This is a genomic window from Microvirga lotononidis (assembly GCF_034627025.1).
GTDB lineage: Bacteria > Pseudomonadota > Alphaproteobacteria > Rhizobiales > Beijerinckiaceae > Microvirga > Microvirga lotononidis.
The window spans coordinates 560,836-578,833 of record NZ_CP141050.1 but is presented as its reverse complement, the minus strand read 5'-3'; the positions used below and the strand labels follow the sequence as shown (position 1 = coordinate 578,833).

Here is a 17,998-nt window from a genome sequence, read left to right as displayed (position 1 = left end):
AACCGGCACGAGCAAGGATGAAGCTGCGACACGGACCACAGTCCTGCTCGCAACGAGGCCGTGCCTCGAAGACCTCATCCTAAGGAGCAGGGAACGAAGCCTGCATCTCGAAGGAGAATCCAGTACGTACTAGAGACTCCTCGCCATCGAGACGCGAGCAAGCTCGTTCCTCAGGGTGAGGCTGCGACACGCTTTGGTCACGCGACACCCTCGATCATCAGCTCGAAGGTCACGCAAACAGGATTATCACCATGGACGAGATCTCCTGAGAAGATCCGCCCATCCGGATCGACCACGTCGACATGGAGAGGGCCTCTGAGGCGGTCGTGGGATAGCTCCACCTCGCCCTCCCGGATCAAAACCTCCGTCGCATGGGACTCCACGCGGCTCCCGTCGGCGAAGCGCACTCCGTTCAGGCTGCCGATCCCATGGACTCTGGCCTTTGTGATCCCGTGTCGTGAACAGATCTGCTCGAGAGCAAGGCTGATATCCTCGTTCGGGCGGACCTTGGTCAGCAGCACTCGGTGGCTACCATCGACCTGCACGGGTTCGCCCACCTGCACGGGTTCGAAAAGGGTAAAATTCGTCTCAGGATCAGGCAGAGCCCTGAATGTCGCGGTTCTCACGCCAATCCCCGTCACCTCGATCGGCTCCGCCACCACCGTGTCCGGGGCCAGCATGTGGCCCATCTGGACGCCCTCGGAGCTTGCCCAGACACCGTGACAGTGGATGAAAGGCTTTCCGTCACGCTCTCCGACGATGGCGCAGCCGCGCCTGATCTCGACCGGGCCCGCGGGCGCGAAGGTGTCGCTGTACCAAGCCGCGTGAAGCGCATCCGGGGATGCTGCCGGCATGACGAATCGGAAGGTTTCGAAGCGACCGCCCTGGAACGCCACGATGCCGCCGATACAGCCGGAAGCCGCGAATCCTTTGGCGATCGCCGCATCGACAGCCTCGCCCGGCTCGAGCGTGAAACGCAGCGGAACCGGCGCGGCGGCAACGGCCGTCATACGCTCCGGGGCAACCGCACCCGGATGGAGAATATGTCTCATCGTGTTGTCTCCTGCCCTGTCTTGGCCTCCGTTCCGGTCATGTGTGCCCTCCCGTGCCTTGGGCTAGGGACACCACCCCTCAATCCGCGCGCATGATCTGGCGGGGATCAGCCCGGGGGTCGCGCGGCCCCCAGCGCCCAGCCTCGACCTGGGCAATGAACTCGGCCACCATGCGGTTGAACAGGGCAGGTTCCTCCAGGTTCAGGGTGTGCCCGGTTTTGGGGAACATGACGAGGCCGGAGCGAGGCACGGTCCGCTTCAGGAAAATGCCCGGCTGAATAGAATGGTCGTCCTCATCACCCACGACTACTAGCATAGGCACCTGCATAGCGGATAGCGCATCCTCAAGATCATAAAGAGAGGGCCGGCGCATCTGGACCCCGCGCATGGTGTTGGCCGCCCCGCGCACGGGATGCTTCGCGAGCCTTTCAGCAAACAATGCCCAGCCGCGCGGGTCCTTCTCCTGGAATTGAACGCGGGATGCGCTCTCTGCGTAAAGACGAGCGAACCCTTCCGCCCCCCGTTCCTCAAATCCTCTCGCGACCTGCTCCGAATTCTTGCGGAAGGATTCCTGGTGCTCCTTCTCGGATCCGTACCCTGCTCCAGCGATGACGGCGGACAACACGCGTTCCGGATGGCGCAGCGCAGCATGCACGCACGCGAAGGCTCCCATGGAGAGCCCCACGATATGAGCCTTCTCGATGCCTGCCGCACTCATCACATCGATGATGTCGTCAGCGGCGCGCGCCTGTGAGTACTGTTCCACGCTCTCGGGAACATCCGACGGCGGGTAGCCGCGAGCCGAATAGGTGACACATTGATGCCGGCGGGAGAAATAGCCGACCTGAGGCTCCCAGCTCCAGTGGTTCCCGCCGAATTCGTGCGCGAACACGATGGGAGAACCCTGTCCGGTCACCTCATAGAAGAGCCGCACACGATCGCTCGTGGTTGCAAACGCCATCCCTGCCTCCTCTTGCCGCCTGTTTTCGATGCTTCAGTGGAATTCCGACACGGCGCAGCTCTGCCCGCCATCCACTGGCAGGCAAATTCCTGTGATGAACCGGGCCTCGTCGGAGGCCAGAAAAACGGCCGCATGGGCGATGTCCCACGCCGTTCCCATCCTGCCGAGCGGAACGGCGGCGTTGCGCGCCGCCACCATGTCCTCCACGGAGGAATATTGCCCGGAGATCTGCCTGTAGATCAGCGGCGTGTCGATCAGGCCGGGCATGATGCAGTTGGCCCTGATGCCACTGCGGGCATATTGCATGGCAAGTGCCACGGTTGCCTGGTTCACGGCCGCCTTGGTGGCGTAATAGGCGAAATACGGATAGCCCGTCCATCGAATGGCCGCGAGCGACGAAATGTTGATGATCGCGCCTCCACCCTGCCGCAGCATGTGCGGAATGACGGCCTTGGCGGACCGGTAGACCGGCCCGATGTTCAGATCGAGCGCGGCCCTGAACTGCTCCTCGCTGAGCTCGACGGGGCCGCCCATATGGGTAACGCCCACATTGTTGTGCAGAATGTCGATCCGTCCGAACGCGTCAATCGTTCGGTCCACGGCAATCTCGATGGAGTTCATGTTCGTGACGTCGGCTGCAAGCGCCAGGGCGACCCCGCCCTCGTGCGTGATGATCGCGGCAGTTTCCTCCGCGGCACCCTGTACGAGGTCGATGCAGGCCACCTGAGCGCCCTCGCGCGCATAGGCCACGGCCGCGGCCTTGCCATTCCCCCAGCCAGGTTCCGAGGAACCGGCCCCGAACACGATGGCTGTTTTGCCCTTCAGACGATCGACCATGTTCCGATGACCTATTGTCTCACGATGGAGGGCGCTGCCCCCCGTGCGGCCATGCCGTCAAGAATGCCAGCGATCGAGAAGCCGCCGTCGACGCAGATCGTTTGCCCTGTGATGTAGCTGGACTTGAGGTTATCGAGCAGGAAAACGGCAGTTCCGGCAATCTCGTTCGGCTGACCATATCGCCGCTGCGGTACGGTCGACATCCAGGCGGACCGCACCTCGGGCGTGTGCACGTCCTGGACGAGCGGAGTCTCGATCGGACCGGGTGCGATGGCGTTCACGCGAATGCCGAGCGACGCCAGTTCAACCGCCATCACCTTCGTCATCGTGATCACGCCGCCCTTGGATGCGCCGTAGGCGACGCGCCCCTTATTGCCCATGACGCCCGAGACGGACGCGATGTTGACGATGGATCCGGCCCCTCGCTCCCGCATTCTCCTGGCGGCCTCGCGGGACACCACGAAGCTGCCAATCAGGTTGACCTCCAGCATTGCCCGGAAGAGTTCAATGCTGGTCTCGAGCGCCGGCACGTCGCGCCCGATGCCGGCAGAGTTGACGACACCTGTCAGTGGACCAAACTCGGCTTCACAGGCCTCGATAACTCGGGTGACCGCATGCTCGTCCGCAACGTTCATCGACTCGAACCGCACGCGACCACCGAAGGACCCGAGAGAGTCCTTGCATCGGTCGAGGTTCCGAGGGTCCAGATCCGCCACGACGGCGCGCCAGCCCTCCGCCAGAACGGCTTCGACGACCGCCAAACCAATGCCCGACGCACCTCCGGTCACCAGTACCGTCTGTTCCTGAGCCATGATTTCTTCCCTTCCGGTGGGTGGCGGCATTCGGCAAAAGGCGCGTCGTCGGCGCGGAGAGTGCACGCCGACGTTCAGGCGGGGATCTGAGTCGGGTGGTCCAGCGGCAGGCAGCCTCGGACTTCGAGTTCCGCCCGGATATCTTTCTTGGTGATCTTGCCGTAGGCGGATTTCGGCAGGGCATTCCAGAAGAACACCCGTTTCGGAAGCTTGTAGCGGGCGACCTTGCCATCCATCCACGCCAGGAGCTCCCGCTCGCTGAGATTCGCCTGCGGCCGGAGAACGCAAACCGCCACACCAACCTCGCCCCAGGTCCTGTCGGGCACTCCCAGGATGGCAACCTCCGCAACGGCCTCGTGCGTCAGGATCTTCTCTTCGATCTCGCGCGGATAAACGTTGGAGCCGCCCGAGATGTACATGTCCGAAGCGCGTCCGGTGATGTACAGATAGCCCTCTTCGTCCATGTGCCCGAGATCGCCCGTCCGGAACCAGCCGTCGCGAAAGGCTTTCGCGTTCGCCTCCGGGTTGTCGTAGTAGCCCGCGAACACCGCTGGGCCGCAGACGCAGATTTCGCCCGTTTCGCCGGTCGCCAGCTCGCGTCCCGTCTCGTCCTGAATCGAGATCTGCATCCCAGTGCGCTCATAGCCGCAGGTTCCGACCCTCACGCCAAGGCCGTCCTCCGGTTCATGGAGCGCAGGCGGAAGCACCGTGATGTTGCCGGTGACCTCGCCAAGCCCGAAATACTGGACCAGCACCTTTCCGAGCTTCTTGAGCGCGTGCTTCTGATCCTCCCGGTACATGGGAGCGCCGGCATAGATCACGTAGCGTAGGGACGAGTGGTCGTGCGTATCCACCGCAGGATGCTCGGTCAGCATCTTGACGATGGTGGGAACGGTGAACAGGTTCGTGATCCGCCATTTTTCGACAAGCGCCCAGGCCTCATCTATGTCGAACCGGTCTCCCGAGAGCAGCACGGTCTTGACCCCGCGCGCTACCTGCGCGAGCTGGTGAACGCCCGCGCCGTGCGACAACGGCGCCACCACCAAGGAGGCATCCTCATGGGTTGTGCCCGGCATCAGGTCGCAGAGGTGGTTCGTCACCACGAATGCCATCTGACCATGAGTGAGAATGGCGGCCTTGGGGCGCCCGGTCGTGCCTGACGTGAAGAAAAACCAGCATGGATCGTCATGCTGGACGCCTGCCATCGGCACAGTCTCGGCGGAGTGCTGCGCGACAAGCGCATCGTAGTCCTGACCGAATTCAGACGCTCCGATGGAAATGACGAAGCGGATATCGGGAGCGGCCTCACGCACGACCGCAACATGCTCCGGAAAGTCGCAGTGGCAGATCAGGGCGGAGGCGCCGCTCGACTGAGCAAGGTAGGCTACCTCCGCCGGGGTCTGGCGGAAATTCGTCGGAACCCAGACTGCGCCAACATGGAAGCAGGCGAACATCGACTCGAACATCTGGTTGCAGTTCTTGGACTGCACCAAGACCCTGTCGCCTTTCTTTATGCCCCCGGCGGCGAGAGCCGCCGCCATGGCATTCACGCGCCGGTCCAGCTCGGCCCAGGTCAGGCCGGTGTCGCCCCAGACGAAGCCGATCTCCTTCCCATGCCGCCGCGCCGCCTGATGCAGAAAATTGGCCAGGTTCATGACCCGCTTGGAGACGGGCGTCACGCCGCCAGGAGGGGTCTGCACGATTGCGGTCATTTGCGGCGCTCCAGAATGGAAACGTAGTTGGCGACGGCCGCACCGCCCATGTTGAAGACGCCCACGAGCCCGGCATCCGGAATCTGCATGTCGCCCGCGTCGTTCATGAGCTGAAGGCAGGCCATGACATGCATTGAAACGCCGGTCGCGCCGATCGGATGCCCTTTCGATTTCAGCCCGCCCGAAGGATTGACGGGAAGGCGGCCGCCCTTCTCGGCGATGCCTTCCCGCACCACGCGGTAGCCCTCACCGGGAGCCGCAAGCCCCATCGCCTCGTATTCGATGAGTTCGGCGATGGTGAAGCAGTCATGTGTCTCGACGAGGTCGAGGTCGTCCAGCGTGACGCCGGCATCCGATCGCGCCTTCTCCCAGGCTATGCGGGCGCCCGCAAAGGTTGTCGGGTCGCGCCGCGACAGGGGAAGGATGTCGTTGACGTGCTGACGGGTGCGGAACGCGATCGAGCGCTGAAGCCGTTGGGCCGTTTCCTCGTCCGCCACCACGATGGCGGCCGCCCCGTCCGAGATGAGCGAGCAGTCGGTTCGCCGCAGCGGTGCCGCCACGTAGGGGTTCTTGTCCGAGACGGCGTTGCAGAACTCGAACCCGAAATCGCGGCGCATCTGGGCATAGGGGTTCGAGACGCCATTTCTGTGATTCTTCGCGGCAATACGGGCAAGCTCCTCGCTGCGGTCCCCGTAGCGCTGGAAGTAGTTCTGGGCAATGCGGCCGAACACGCCTGCAAAGCCGACTTCGGTATCACCCTCTTCCTTGCGGTAGGAGGCGCTCAGCAGGATGTCGCTCGTCTCTACCACCGATTTGGCGGTCATCTTTTCGGCACCGACGACCAAGGCCACGCGCCCCCGGCCGCTTTCGACAAAATCGAGCGCCGTGTAGAGAGCCGCGGATCCCGTCGCGCAGGCATTCTCGAGCCGCGTCGCCGGCACATGGACGAGTTCGGGCCGGCTCAGCGCCACTTGGGCCGCCTCGAAACCCTGCTTCGAGAAGCCGTTGTTCATGACGCCGACATAGATGCCGTCCACGTCCTCGGGGCCGATACCTGCATGGGCGAGAGCCTCGCCGGAGACACGTGCCATCAGGCTCTCGACATCGGGATCCTCGAGCTTGCCGAAGGGGGTGTGGGCCCAGCCCACGATGGATGCGCGTGTCATGTCCTCGTCTCCATGGTTGGCAGGTCCGCCGAGCGGTCCGGCTTCATTGCATCAGGCAATGTCCTCGCCCCCGTGGCCGAGGACGGGGCTCACGAGAGAAAGCCGATTGAGATCCACGGCACGGCCGCGACGATGATGGTGCCGATCACGAGCGCGAGCATGTAGCCCAGGATCGGCTTCATGCCCTCGGCCGGCTCGACACGGCCGATCGCGCAGGCGGCGTAGTAGCCGACCCCGAAAGGCGGAGCGAACAGGCCGATGCCCATCGCCAGAATGACCACCATCGCGTAGTGCACCTCGTGAATGCCAACGGCCCGGGCGATCGGGAACAGCAATGGCCCGAACAGCACGATCGCTGGGATGCCTTCCAAGACGGATCCTAAGATGATGAAGGCGACGATCGACACGGCCATGAACGTGACGGCTCCGCCCGGCAGGCCGGTCATGGCGGCCGCGAGCGAGCGTGAGAAGCCCGACTGTGTCAGGCCCCAGGCCATTCCCGTGGCTGTCCCGATGATGAGCAGGATCGCGCCCGACAGACAGGCCGTATCGATCAGCATCGGCTTCAGCTTCGTCCAGTCGAACTGGCGGTACACGACGAGCCCGATGACGATGGCGTAGACGATGCCAATCGTCGAGACCTCGGTCGCCGTTGCGACGCCCTCCACCACCGCGGCGCGGATCACGAAGGGCAGCGCGATGGCCGGCACAGCGACCACGAAGGCACGCCCGATCTCGCGCCGGCTCGCGCGCTTCACATGGCTGAGATCTTCCTTGCGATACCGCCACCAGACGACGAGGCAGAGGGTGACGGCGAGCACAACGCCCGGCAGAAGCCCGCCCGTGAAGAGGGCCGCGATCGACACGCCCGTCACCGAGCCAATGGTGATCAGGACGAGGCTCGGCGGAACGGTCTCGGTCTGCGCCCCTGTTGCGGAGAGCAGAGCCACGAGATCGCCGGGCTTTGCGCCGCGCGCTTTCATTTCAGGAAACAGTACGGGAGCCACCGCCGCCATGTCAGCCGCCTTGGCGCCCGAGATGCCCGACACCAGATACATGGCCCCGACGAGCACATAGTGGAGCCCGCCCCGAACGTGCCCCAAAAGGCTCGCCAGGAAGGCCACCATGGCACGGGCCATCCCGGTCATCTCGATCAGAAGGCCTAGGAAGACGAAGAGCGGCACGGCGAGCAAAATGAGATGCGACATGCCCTCGTCCATGCGCCCGACGAGGACCATGAGAGGGGTCTGCGTGGTCAGCGTCAGATAGCCGAAGATCGCGAGCCCAAACGCAAAGGCGATGGGAACCCCGACCAGAACTGACCCGGCGACGACGCCGATGAAGAAGATCACCAGGTTCAGATTGCCGAGCTGACGGAACAAAGGCTCGGCGAGCCAGAACGCTATGATGATCGCCGCGACGGCCGCGAGAGCCGTCGCAACGGTTCTGATCGATCCGATGCGCGACAACCGAAGCAGGGCGAAGATCGCCATGAGGCCAATGCCGACCGGGAGAGCCGCCGCGCGCCAAGCATTGGTAATCTCCAGCGCCGGGGTGGTGATAAAGGTTTCCTCCTGAGCGTATTCGAAAGCCGGCCAGGCAATGAGCAGGAGAAAGGCCAGCGCCGCTCCGGTCGCGAACACATCGAGGAACACTCGGGTCTGTGGTGATGCGCGGCTGACGATCGCCGTCATCCGCATATGCTCATTGCGCCGGAACGCGACGACGGCTCCCAGCATGGCGAGCCAGAGAAACAGGATCGACGCCAGTTCATCCGACCAGACCAGGGGCTGGTGAAGGACGAAGCGCGCGATCACGCCTGCAAACAGGATCACGATTTCGGCCGCGACGAGGATCGCGACCGGAATTTCGACGAGTGCGCCGAGGACGGCGTCGAGCAATGTCGTCCAGGAGCGCCCGCGGGAAGAGTTCGGGCGCTCCGCAATCAAGCTCGCCCCACCAGGATGAGACTCGATGCGGGCCATGGCCACTACACCAGCTTGCCGACGGACTTTTCTAGAATGGCCCAGGCCTCGTCGCCGTACTTGCCCTTCCATTCGGCGTAGAAGCCGGCCTGACGCAGCTTGTCCCGGAACGGGGTCGGATCGGGCTGATTGAAAATCAGCCCCTTGCTGGCGAGTTCCTGCTGCAGGTTCGCATTGAGCTTGGCGACGTCCTCACGTTCCTTCTCGGCCGCCGCGTTGATATGCTTGGCTACAATGGTGCGCACGTCCTGCGGCAGGCGCTCCCATGCGCGGCGGTTGGCCAGGAACCAGAAGCCATCCCACATGTGATTGGTGAGCGAGCAGTATTTCTGCACTTCGTAGAGCTTCGCCGTCGCGATGATCGCCAGCGGGTTCTCCTGCCCCTCCACGACCTTGGTCTGGAGCGACGAATAGACCTCGTTGAAGTTGATGGAAGCGGGAGCCGAATCGAAGGCCTTGTACATCGAAGTCCAGAGCGGGGAGACCGGCACGCGGATCTTGAAGCTCTTCAGGTCCTCGGGCGTGTTGATCGGCTTCGTCGACGAGGTCGTCTGCCGGAAGCCGTTGTCCCAGATCTTGTCCATGGCCACGAGATTGGCCTTCGCGATCTGAGCCCGGACATAGGCGCCGAGATCGCCGTCCATGGCCTTCCAGACCGCATCGTAATTCGGGAAGGCGAATCCGACCCCGTTTATCGACGCGGCCGGCACGAGCGTGGATAGGATCAGGCCGGAGAGCGTGAAGAACTCGACGCCGCCCGATCGCACCTGGCTGAGGGTGTCGGTGTCTGAGCCGAGCTGGCTGTTCGGAAAGATCTGGATATCGACGCGGCCGTTGGTTTCCTTCTTGATCGCCTCGGCCATTTCCCGAGCGCGGGCGTTCATCGGATGCGTATCGGGCAGATTGTTCGCATATTTGTAAGTGAACTCCGCCTGCTGAGCGCGTGCGATGAACGGAGCTCCAACGACGGCGCCGGCGAGAGCGGTGGAGCCGACAGTCAGCAGCCGGCGGCGAGAAAGAATCATTTAACCCTCCTGGTCGGTCCCGCGGGACCTTCACGTTCCCTTGCAATACGGGTCCATATGCCGGACCCGCTGGGTTCTTGTACGTCTCTGACGGACGCGTCCCTTGATGCTACAAGAAGGAACCCGGACGTGCCACTTGTCAAATGAAAAGTCCGCTCCTAGACAATAAGGATGCTGGCGAACCCAGAAGGTCCACATGCTGGAACACCGGAAGACCGTTTCGGCCAAGATCGCCTTACAGGGGATCGACGAAGCGGCGTCCAGCGGAGCGCAGGCGATTGACCGGGCAGCGACACTGCTTCTCCTTGTGGGGCAGGCGGGATCCGCGGGCGCCAGGCTGTCGGACCTCGTTGCGCAGTGCAGTCTCTCGAAACCGACCGTCCGCCGGATGCTGCTGGCGCTCGTGCGGGCGGGTCTCCTCGACCAGGATCTGGAGACGCGTCGCTATTATCTGGGCCCCGAGATCTATGTTCTCGGAACCCTGGCGAGCGCCCGTTTCGGCATCCATTCGGTTTCGCTCCGGTCCCTCGTCCGCCTGAGTCAGGAGACGGGCGACACGGCCTTCCTGTCGGTTCCGCGGGACGTCTATTCCATCTGCGTCCACCGCGAAGAGGGCCCCTACCCGATCCGGGTTCATGCTCTTCATGCGGGAGACCGCCACCCCCTCGGCATCGGAGCCGGAAGCTTGGCGCTGCTCGCCGCCCTGTCGGACAAGGAGGTAGATGAGATCCTGGCGGCCAACGCCGATGTGCTGGCAGACAAGTATCCGGCATTTTCGCCCGCGGTTCTCCGTAGGCTCGTCGCGGACACGCGGGCAAGAGGCTATGCGCTCAATCCCGGCATGATGTTGGCCGACTCGTGGGCGATTGGGGTCGCCATTCCCGGGTCGGATGGCCGTCCAGTCGGGGCGCTTTCCATCGCAGCGACAGAAACCCGCCTGACCGACGAGCGCCAGCGCGAGCTGGTCCCGCTGCTCAAGCGGGAAGCAGCCTGGATCGAAGCTCGTCTGCGGGGGGCGGACGGGACCGGCAAGCACCCGAATGGAAACGCGAAACGCACTCATCGCTGACGGATCCGTCAGGCCATACGCCTCATGCAGCATTGCCCAATGTTTACGCCAACAGTAATGCTTGCGCAGCCGTCCAAATGGAGGCAATGCGAGGGCTCGGAAGACGGATCTGTTCGTGCAGGGTAGGCCATGCCGCGCGGAATGTCTGCTGAGGGTCCAGCCTGTGTGGAAACGGGGATGTCACATTAACGGCGAATACTACCCTGTACTCGTCAAGGAAAAATCCCGCAGTGAGAAAAATCAACGACTTGGGCTGTGCAAAAACTGTCCTTGTCGGTCAGCCCAAGGACTATACTCAGTTAATGTGACATCTCCGGTCATGCGGGCCCGTCTCCCGCCTCTCAGTCAAACCCGAGTTAACGTGACAACACCGTCGCTGGTAGATAGGACTCCCTCTCCAGGATCCTAGAATGCACATGAGGCCCCTGTTGCTCGATCTCTCAACAGAGGCCTCAAAAACTATGCAGATGAACAGTCACTAATGTATGGATCCGCTCATCGCTACAGTCTCAGTTATGGTTACCGCACCTTGGTCTGGATGAATCACATGCCAGCCAGCTTCTCCGGATCGATCTTAACGCCGTGATATCGGTTGTAGATCTCCACGAGCTTCCCGTTCTTGAGATTGGCACTAACCCAATCATTTAACTTGGCCGCGAGCTTAGGTTCGTTCTTGCGGAATGCGATCCCGAGCGGGAAACCCTTCATGACGAACTTGGTCTCGAGGTCAACGTTCGGATTGTCCTTCTTCAGCTGATTGATAAGAGGCAGCGAGGACGCGAAGACCTGGAGCTGACCGCTGGTGATGCCCGTTACCGAAGTAGGGTCATCATCGAACCGAACGATCTGCACATTCGGAACATTGGCCGTGCCGCGGGTCAGCTCTTGATCGTTGACGGTGCCACGGGTCACGGAGACGCCCTTGCCGGAAAGATCGGCATAGGAGGAGATCGCCATGCTCTTGGGGGCGGCTACGACGCATTGCAGCTCGGCATACGGCCTCGTAAAATCGATAACCTTTTTGCGCTCGTCGGTGATCGATAGCGCCGAGATGACGACATCCGCCTTGTTGGCGAGCAGATATTGCACGCGATTGGGCGCCGTAACCTGGACGATCTCCAGCTCGACGCCGAGGTCTTTAGCGAGATTCTGGGCCGTTTCGACATCCGAACCTGTCGGCTTGAATGCTGCGTCCATCATGCCGTGCGGAGGATTACCCAGGTCAATCGCGACCAGGATTTTCTTTCGCTGCATGATGGTGTCGAGCGCGTCTGCCCAGCCGGGCGTCGTGATGAGGGTTGTCAAACCGAGAAGAGCTGTTGCGCCGATAGCGCGTCTAAACCAGGTGGCATTCATAGATGTTTCCTCTAACTTGAGTATGACTTTTCTTGGTTTTGCCCCCGCGTTCCGGCGAGGGAAGTGAGCGAACCGGAATTAGAGGCCGGTTCCAACAAAGCTTCGGAGCTCCGCAGTCGACGGGTTGCGCAGGATCTCACTGGTCCCTGTCTCGTGAATCTGGCCCTGATGCATGAAGATGATCCGGTTGGCCACACGAGCAGCGAATGCCATTTCGTGAGTGACGAGCAGCATGGTCATTCCCTTGCGAGCCAGATCCTCGATCACCTTGAGCACTTCCCCAGTCAATTCAGGATCGAGAGCGGACGTGACCTCGTCGAAGAGCATGACCTGAGGCCGCATGGCCAATGACCGTGCGATTGCAACACGTTGCTGCTGGCCGCCCGAGAGCTGCTCAGGATAATAGTCGATCTTCTCCTCAAGCCCGACCTGCGCAAGGACCTCCTGCGCAAGGTTGCGAGCCTTGTTACGATCGATCTTCTTGACCCAGCGCGGAGCCAGAGTGATGTTCTGCTCCACGGTCAGGTGTGGAAAAAGGTTATAGCTTTGGAAGACGATGCCAACATCCTGCCGGAGGCGTCTCAAGTTGATCTTCGGGTCGCTGACACGGTGTCCACAGACCGATATCTCTCCGCGATCGATGACCTCGAGCCTGTCGACACAACGCAGGGCGGTACTCTTACCTGATCCGCTGCGCCCGATTAAAGCCACGACCTCGCCCTTGGCAACATCGAAGTTCAAGCCCTTGAGTACGGAAAGCGTCCCGAAACTCTTATGAACATCCTTGAAGCTAACGATGTGCGACATTGAGGTTCCTTTCGAGGCGACGGCTAAGCCAGGACAGGGGATAGCAGAGAAGGAAGTACAAACCTGCGATCACGACATAGGTTTGGAACGGTTTGAAAGTGGTGTTGTTGATCATTTTGCCGATGTAGGTCATCTCAACCATGCCGATGACCGATGCAATCGATGTGTTCTTGATGATCTGCACCATGAAACCGACGGTGGGAGGGGTGGCTATTCGCAGAGCCTGGGGCAGAATGACCAGAAGCAGCCGCTCGACGCGCGACAAGGCTAGGCACTCTGCTGCTTCCCACTGTGCCTTAGGAACGGATTGCAGACAGCCGCGCCAGATCTCACCGAGATAGGCTGAGGAGAACAGCGTCATTGCGATGCTCGCCGCGGCCAAGGGCGGCACTTCAAGGCCGACAATGGGCAGGCCGAAGTACAGAACGAACATCTGTATCAGAAGTGGAGTGCCCTGCAAAAGAGTGACATAAGCCGACGAAATGCCGTGGATCAGCGGGTTGGCCGAAATGCGGGCCAGCGCAATCACGAAGCCGACAATGCCACCCCCAAGAAACCCTACGGCAGACAACACAACCGTCCAAACAAGGCCTTGAAGCAGAACGGTGAAGTGAACAGCGGACATTGGGATTCCTTCCGACCTTGCTAGAGGCTCGTGCCGAGGCGCCGGCGACGGGGGAAAGCAAACTGCCCCACAAGCCAAAAGAGCCCACGCATCAGGAAGGACAGGGCAAGGTAGAGTGCAGCGACCACAATGAAGACTTCAAAAGATCGAAACGTGTCGGATTGGATTCGACTAGCAGCCGCGGTCAGCTCCTCGGAGGAGATTTGGGATGCGATGCTGGTCCCGAGCATGAGCAGGACATACTGGCTCGTCAGGGCCGGATAGACCTTCTCGATCGCACTCGGTAGAATGACCGTCATCATTACTTGCCACCGCGTCAGGGCGAGACAATCCGCAGCCTCAACCTGGCCACGGTTGATGGAGGTGATTCCAGCCCGGATGATCTCGCTTGAATATGCGCCAATATTGATTGTCAATCCGATGACGGCAGATGTCGTCGCCGAGAGCTTGAGGCCGAGTGACGACAATCCAAAGAATACGACGAACAACTGGACAAGAAGAGGCGTGTTGCGGATGATCTCGACATAGGCTCCCACGATTGCGGATGCGATCCAGGAGCGGCCCGTGCTAGCGACGGCGCAGAGTGTGCCGACCAGGAAACCAAGGATCGTGGCCAGGATCGACAGCTGCGCCGTCAGGACAGCCCCTTTAACGAGCATCGGCCAATACTCGGCCAGGAAGCTGAAGTCGAATTCGTAATTCATCTCTCACTCGTTTGAGGCCTAGCACCAACCGGGATCTACGATGTCATGCCATGAACTGGCCGCCATTCACCTCGAGCACCTGGCCGGTGATGTAGCCGCTGAGGACATCCGAAGCAAAGAACAGATATGCCCCCACGCAGTCTTCCGGCGTGCCAATAATTCCCATGGGAATGGTCTTGCGCATACCCTCAAGAATCTCGGGGGTCGAGTAACGCTCATGGAAGGGAGTGGCAATGACCCCGGGTGAAACGCCGTTCACGCGGATGTTCGCAGCGGCGAGTTCCTTGGCGAGGTTGCGGGTCGCGTTGAGAACAAATGCCTTTGCGCCGGCGTAGACCAGAGCTCCGGGTCCACCGCCGTTTCGAGCAGCGACTGAGCTCGTGTTGATGATGCTGCCCCGCCCAGCATCCCGCATGTGGCGCACCGCAGCCTGAGATGCGAATACGACCGAGCGAACGTTCAGGTCCATGATGGCGTCATACGTCGCGTCATTGACCTCAGCAAGCGGAGCACGCTTGAGCAACGCGCCGGCATTGTTGACGAGAACGTCAAGCCCCCCCATTGCAGAGGCGGCCTCGTCGACGATCCGGATTGCTTCAGTCGATTGGCTCACATCCCCCCCAACAAGGTGCCCCGTTCCACCCGCGGCGCGGATGGAGGCGACAACCGCCTCCGCCTGAGCACGACTTTGATTATAATGGACGGTGACCTCTGCGCCGGCTTGCGCATAGGCTTGAGCGACAGCCGCTCCGATGCCGGTGCTGGAGCCTGTCACGAGGATGCGGCGACCTTTCAGATCATGAGTCACTTTTTCTTTCTCCTGATGTGAGGTTTCTCGTGCGCCCAGCTCAGGCGGCCACGCTGGGATATTGCGAGGGGAAGTCCTGGCCGGCGTTCTTGAGGGTGATACCGCCAGAAAAAGCCGGCGCTTCGCCCCATGGGCGAGCCATCGAGTCGGTCATTGCATTGATCTCGGCTAGATAATTGGCGCCTTCGTTTGCGAGAAGAGCCTCCATCGCAGCAACATCAGGATAGGCCTTCAGGAAGGATTGCCACCAAATTGCACGTCCAGCAAGGAAGCCGTTGGCTCCTGCCTTAAAGGCGTAATGAAGAACGCGGCGGAACTCCTCCATACCGGCACCAGCGCTCAGCATCACCCATGGCTTGTCGATGAGCACGCCCATGTCGTCAAACCATTTCTGGGCTGCATCAACTTCAGGGCCCGAACCACGCGGGTCAGGCAGATCTCCCGCAGCAAGCGGGCTTTCGAGCTTGTAGATGTCGACACCGTACTCGCTGCCCGCAAAGTCGCGTACACTCTGGAGCACAAGTTCGGGGCGCTTGTCGCGGTGTTCGATGTAGTCGGTGGTATGATCCGCCGCACCCGCGAACGGGTAGACGAGGAGCTCGAGCAAGAAAGCGAGGTCGTGCGCCTTACAGGCGGCTCCGACCTCCCGCACCAGCCGGTGCTGGTGTTCACGAACGTCCAGCGCCACATCGGGGCGGTACCACAACAGCAACTTGACGCCGTCGGCCCCTGCCCGCCTGATCTTCTCGACGCTCCAACCTTTCATCAGATGGGTCTTCCGCCCTCCTGCGCTCTCCTCGAAAGCGAAATCTTCGAGCGTCAGCAGGAGACCCGCCGAGGACGGAACGATATCGTAGGACTGGCTGTATCCATAATCAGGATCGATCAGCACGGCACTGCTGGCTGGCGCAAGGCTCTTCACCAGAGCGCGCTTAACTGAGCCGACCCGGTCATAGGACGCAGAACCGGCACCCAGCTTCTGATCGATGGCTTTGATGATCGGGGGGCGCTGATCGGCTGCCATCATCTTGAAGCGCCCATTGGCGTCGGCGAGGCGACGCAGGGAGCGAAACTTTCCGGCTGAGAGCGAATAGGTCATCAGATATCCTGCGGTCTAGAGTTATATTCACGGGCAAAGGTTTCGACTTCGTCGGTCGTAGGTATAGTGGAGCCGCCGCCCCATTGAGTACATTTGACGGCAGCCACGAGATTGGCGAAGCGGACGGACTCAGCTTCAGGGAGCGCCCGCGCCGTAGCGAGCGCATAGGCCCCGTGGAACACATCTCCTGCGGCAAGGGTATCGATGGCCACGATCTGAACCCCTGGCTCCTCGTGATATCCGGAGCGGTCGAGCCAAGCGCATCCCTTTTCGCCGAGAGTGACCCCCACAACGGCATGAGCGCCTTTCGCATAGACGAACCCAAGTCTATCGCGGATGGAGCCATCAGAGCCCGCAACCTGCTCCAACGCCGGCTCGGAAAAAAGGACATGGGTTGCCAGTGGAATCAGCTCAGAGAGCGCGGTTTTATCGGACGTCAGGTCCGCGTCGAGAACGACCGGCTTTCCGAGTTCGCGAGCCTTCGCCATGACCAGGCGCGCCGCTGCGGGCCAGCGAACATCTGCGAGCACGGCATCGAAGCGCGCTACCTCGTCAAGGGGCAGCCATGAAGGATCGGCGTCGAGTGTCGGGTCGGCAAAAACGAGCAGCATTCGCTCACCGTCATTGCTGACCGCAACAGCAGAAGTTCCGGACCGGGCACCCTCTACTCTCCGAACGCAACTGACATCGACCCCGTTCGATGCGAGATCTGCAACAATGCGGTCCCCCTGCATATCGGCTCCGATGCGGGCCCAAAGGGTCGCCTGGCCACCCTGGCGCGAGACAGTGATCGCAGCATTTGCTGCTGGACCGCCCACTGTCGCGGCAAAATTGGATGCGAAGATCTTGGTAGGCCGCTGTGGGATCTCGTCCAACGCGAAGATCTGATCATAAACGGCAACACCGATACAAAGGACGGACTTTACCCTTTGGTCGGGCGCGGCGCTCGTTGACGGGTTGCTCGGAGCAACCATCGAGGCGGCTCGCACCTGGCTTGGCAATGACGCTTCTCCCATTGCGTCTTCCTCTTTATGGATTGCTGTTCCGCATATCGGTACAGATGGCTTAGCAATTCCGTATAGCGGATGTCAATTCCTGTTTGCAGTTTGTCTGATGGCTGTGGATTTGTTAGGGATGACGATCTTGAACCCAAGGAGACAGGTATTCATGGATGCACCCAAACGGCCTTCCGGCAGGGCGCTCGAACCCCGGTCGGAGCGGAACTCGCTCAAATCCATGCACAAGGCCATGGCCGTCCTGGACTGCTTCTCACGCTATGATCGCGCACTGAGCCTGAGCGAGATCTCCGAGCGATGCAAAATGCCGAAGACGACCGTGCATCGCCTGGTCACGAGCTTGCGCGAAGTGAAGCTCCTCGAGCAGGACAAGGAACGAGATCGGTACCGCATGGGGATCCGCCTGTTCGAACTCGGAAGCATCGTGCTCGCGAACCTAGACCTGCATCGGGAGGCTCGTGCCCTTGTGGATCGTCTCAGCAGCATCAGCGGTGAAGCCGCTCATCTCTGCATTTTCGACGGGTCAAACATGGTCATTGTCGAGCATCGTGAGCCTGGCGGTCACAGCGTTAACTGGACGACGACTCTGTCGATCTCGCCATCCTATTGCACAGGTGTCGGTAAAGCCGCGTTGGCGTTTCAGGACAATGTCACGATCGAGAGAGTGATACGCCAGGGCCTCGTACCCTACACGCCGAACACCATCACTGATCCGAATGTGCTTCGGAAGGAGCTGAAGCTCACAAGGGAACGGGGTTATTCGATCGATGAGGCGGAGCATCAGCCTGATGTACGTTGCGTTGCAGCTCCGATCTACAATGCTGCCGGTCGGGTCTTCGCGGCTCTGAGCGTAACAGGTCCCGCCGATCGGGTAACTAAAGATAGAGTTCCCGGCCTCGCCGAGCTCGTTGTCGCAACGGCGAACCAGCTGTCGCGCCAACTTGGCTTCGATGCATCAGAGTGA

Annotated in this window: 17 protein-coding genes; 2 read left to right on the top strand and 15 right to left on the bottom strand. The window is 61.2% G+C overall.

Annotation, left to right across the window (positions count from 1 at the left end):
* Positions 1-197: 197 nt before the first annotated feature.
* From U0023_RS32355 to U0023_RS32320, 8 genes are all read right to left on the bottom strand, one after another.
* Entirely contained in the window at positions 198-1,052 is an 855-nt protein-coding gene (locus tag U0023_RS32355) for a PCC domain-containing protein (RefSeq protein WP_009489979.1), read from the bottom strand.
* Positions 1,053-1,131: 79 nt separating this feature from the next.
* Entirely contained in the window at positions 1,132-2,013 is an 882-nt protein-coding gene (locus U0023_RS32350) for an alpha/beta fold hydrolase (RefSeq protein ID WP_009489980.1), read from the bottom strand.
* 33 nt (positions 2,014-2,046) lie between these two features.
* Positions 2,047-2,850: an SDR family NAD(P)-dependent oxidoreductase gene (locus tag U0023_RS32345; RefSeq protein WP_009489982.1), complete on the bottom strand. Its 804-nt coding sequence runs from the start codon at positions 2,848-2,850 to the stop codon at positions 2,047-2,049.
* Between the two features lie 11 nt (positions 2,851-2,861).
* On the bottom strand, positions 2,862-3,662 hold the full coding sequence (locus U0023_RS32340; protein WP_009489985.1) for an SDR family NAD(P)-dependent oxidoreductase: 801 nt from the start codon (positions 3,660-3,662) through the stop codon (positions 2,862-2,864).
* A 74-nt stretch (positions 3,663-3,736) separates the two neighbouring features.
* Positions 3,737-5,374, bottom strand: a complete 1,638-nt coding sequence (locus U0023_RS32335) for an acyl-CoA synthetase (protein WP_009489986.1) — start codon at positions 5,372-5,374, stop codon at positions 3,737-3,739.
* Positions 5,371-6,540: an acetyl-CoA acetyltransferase gene (locus U0023_RS32330; protein WP_009489988.1), complete on the bottom strand. Its 1,170-nt coding sequence runs from the start codon at positions 6,538-6,540 to the stop codon at positions 5,371-5,373. Before U0023_RS32330 ends, U0023_RS32335 begins: the two co-directional genes overlap by 4 nt.
* A gap of 89 nt (positions 6,541-6,629) precedes the next feature.
* Positions 6,630-8,525 (bottom strand): TRAP transporter large permease, encoded by a 1,896-nt coding sequence (locus U0023_RS32325; RefSeq protein ID WP_009489991.1) that lies wholly within the window; start codon positions 8,523-8,525, stop codon positions 6,630-6,632.
* Between the two features lie 5 nt (positions 8,526-8,530).
* Positions 8,531-9,550, bottom strand: a complete 1,020-nt coding sequence (locus U0023_RS32320) for a TRAP transporter substrate-binding protein (RefSeq protein WP_009489993.1) — start codon at positions 9,548-9,550, stop codon at positions 8,531-8,533.
* 196 nt (positions 9,551-9,746) lie between these two features.
* Here U0023_RS32320 and U0023_RS32315 point away from each other — a divergent pair, with 196 nt between their 5' ends.
* Positions 9,747-10,619, top strand: coding sequence for an IclR family transcriptional regulator (locus tag U0023_RS32315; RefSeq protein WP_009489995.1), 873 nt, complete (start codon positions 9,747-9,749; stop codon positions 10,617-10,619).
* A 543-nt stretch (positions 10,620-11,162) separates the two neighbouring features.
* Here the strand turns inward: U0023_RS32315 and U0023_RS32310 are convergent.
* The 7 genes from U0023_RS32310 to U0023_RS32280 all read right to left on the bottom strand — a co-directional run bounded on the left by U0023_RS32310 (position 11,163) and on the right by U0023_RS32280 (position 16,992).
* On the bottom strand, positions 11,163-11,975 hold the full coding sequence (locus U0023_RS32310; RefSeq protein ID WP_009489997.1) for a transporter substrate-binding domain-containing protein: 813 nt from the start codon (positions 11,973-11,975) through the stop codon (positions 11,163-11,165).
* Between the two features lie 78 nt (positions 11,976-12,053).
* Entirely contained in the window at positions 12,054-12,782 is a 729-nt protein-coding gene (locus tag U0023_RS32305; protein ID WP_009489999.1) for an amino acid ABC transporter ATP-binding protein, read from the bottom strand.
* Positions 12,766-13,407, bottom strand: a complete 642-nt coding sequence (locus U0023_RS32300; protein ID WP_009490001.1) for an amino acid ABC transporter permease — start codon at positions 13,405-13,407, stop codon at positions 12,766-12,768. Before U0023_RS32300 ends, U0023_RS32305 begins: the two co-directional genes overlap by 17 nt.
* Before the next feature lie 20 nt (positions 13,408-13,427).
* On the bottom strand, positions 13,428-14,111 hold the full coding sequence (locus U0023_RS32295) for an amino acid ABC transporter permease (protein ID WP_009490003.1): 684 nt from the start codon (positions 14,109-14,111) through the stop codon (positions 13,428-13,430).
* 43 nt (positions 14,112-14,154) lie between these two features.
* Positions 14,155-14,919, bottom strand: a complete 765-nt coding sequence (locus U0023_RS32290; RefSeq protein WP_009490005.1) for an SDR family NAD(P)-dependent oxidoreductase — start codon at positions 14,917-14,919, stop codon at positions 14,155-14,157.
* A gap of 40 nt (positions 14,920-14,959) precedes the next feature.
* Positions 14,960-16,018 (bottom strand): tagatose 1,6-diphosphate aldolase, encoded by a 1,059-nt coding sequence (locus U0023_RS32285; RefSeq protein ID WP_009490007.1) that lies wholly within the window; start codon positions 16,016-16,018, stop codon positions 14,960-14,962.
* The gene (locus tag U0023_RS32280) at positions 16,018-16,992 is read right to left on the bottom strand and encodes a PfkB family carbohydrate kinase (RefSeq protein WP_040638153.1); all 975 of its coding nucleotides are present in this window, start codon (positions 16,990-16,992) and stop codon (positions 16,018-16,020) included. The genes U0023_RS32285 and U0023_RS32280 overlap by 1 nt, the downstream gene beginning before the upstream one ends.
* Positions 16,993-17,131: 139 nt before the next feature.
* On the opposite strand from U0023_RS32280, the gene U0023_RS32275 reads away from it, so the two are divergent.
* On the top strand, positions 17,132-17,998 hold the full coding sequence (locus tag U0023_RS32275) for an IclR family transcriptional regulator (RefSeq protein ID WP_322883910.1): 867 nt from the start codon (positions 17,132-17,134) through the stop codon (positions 17,996-17,998).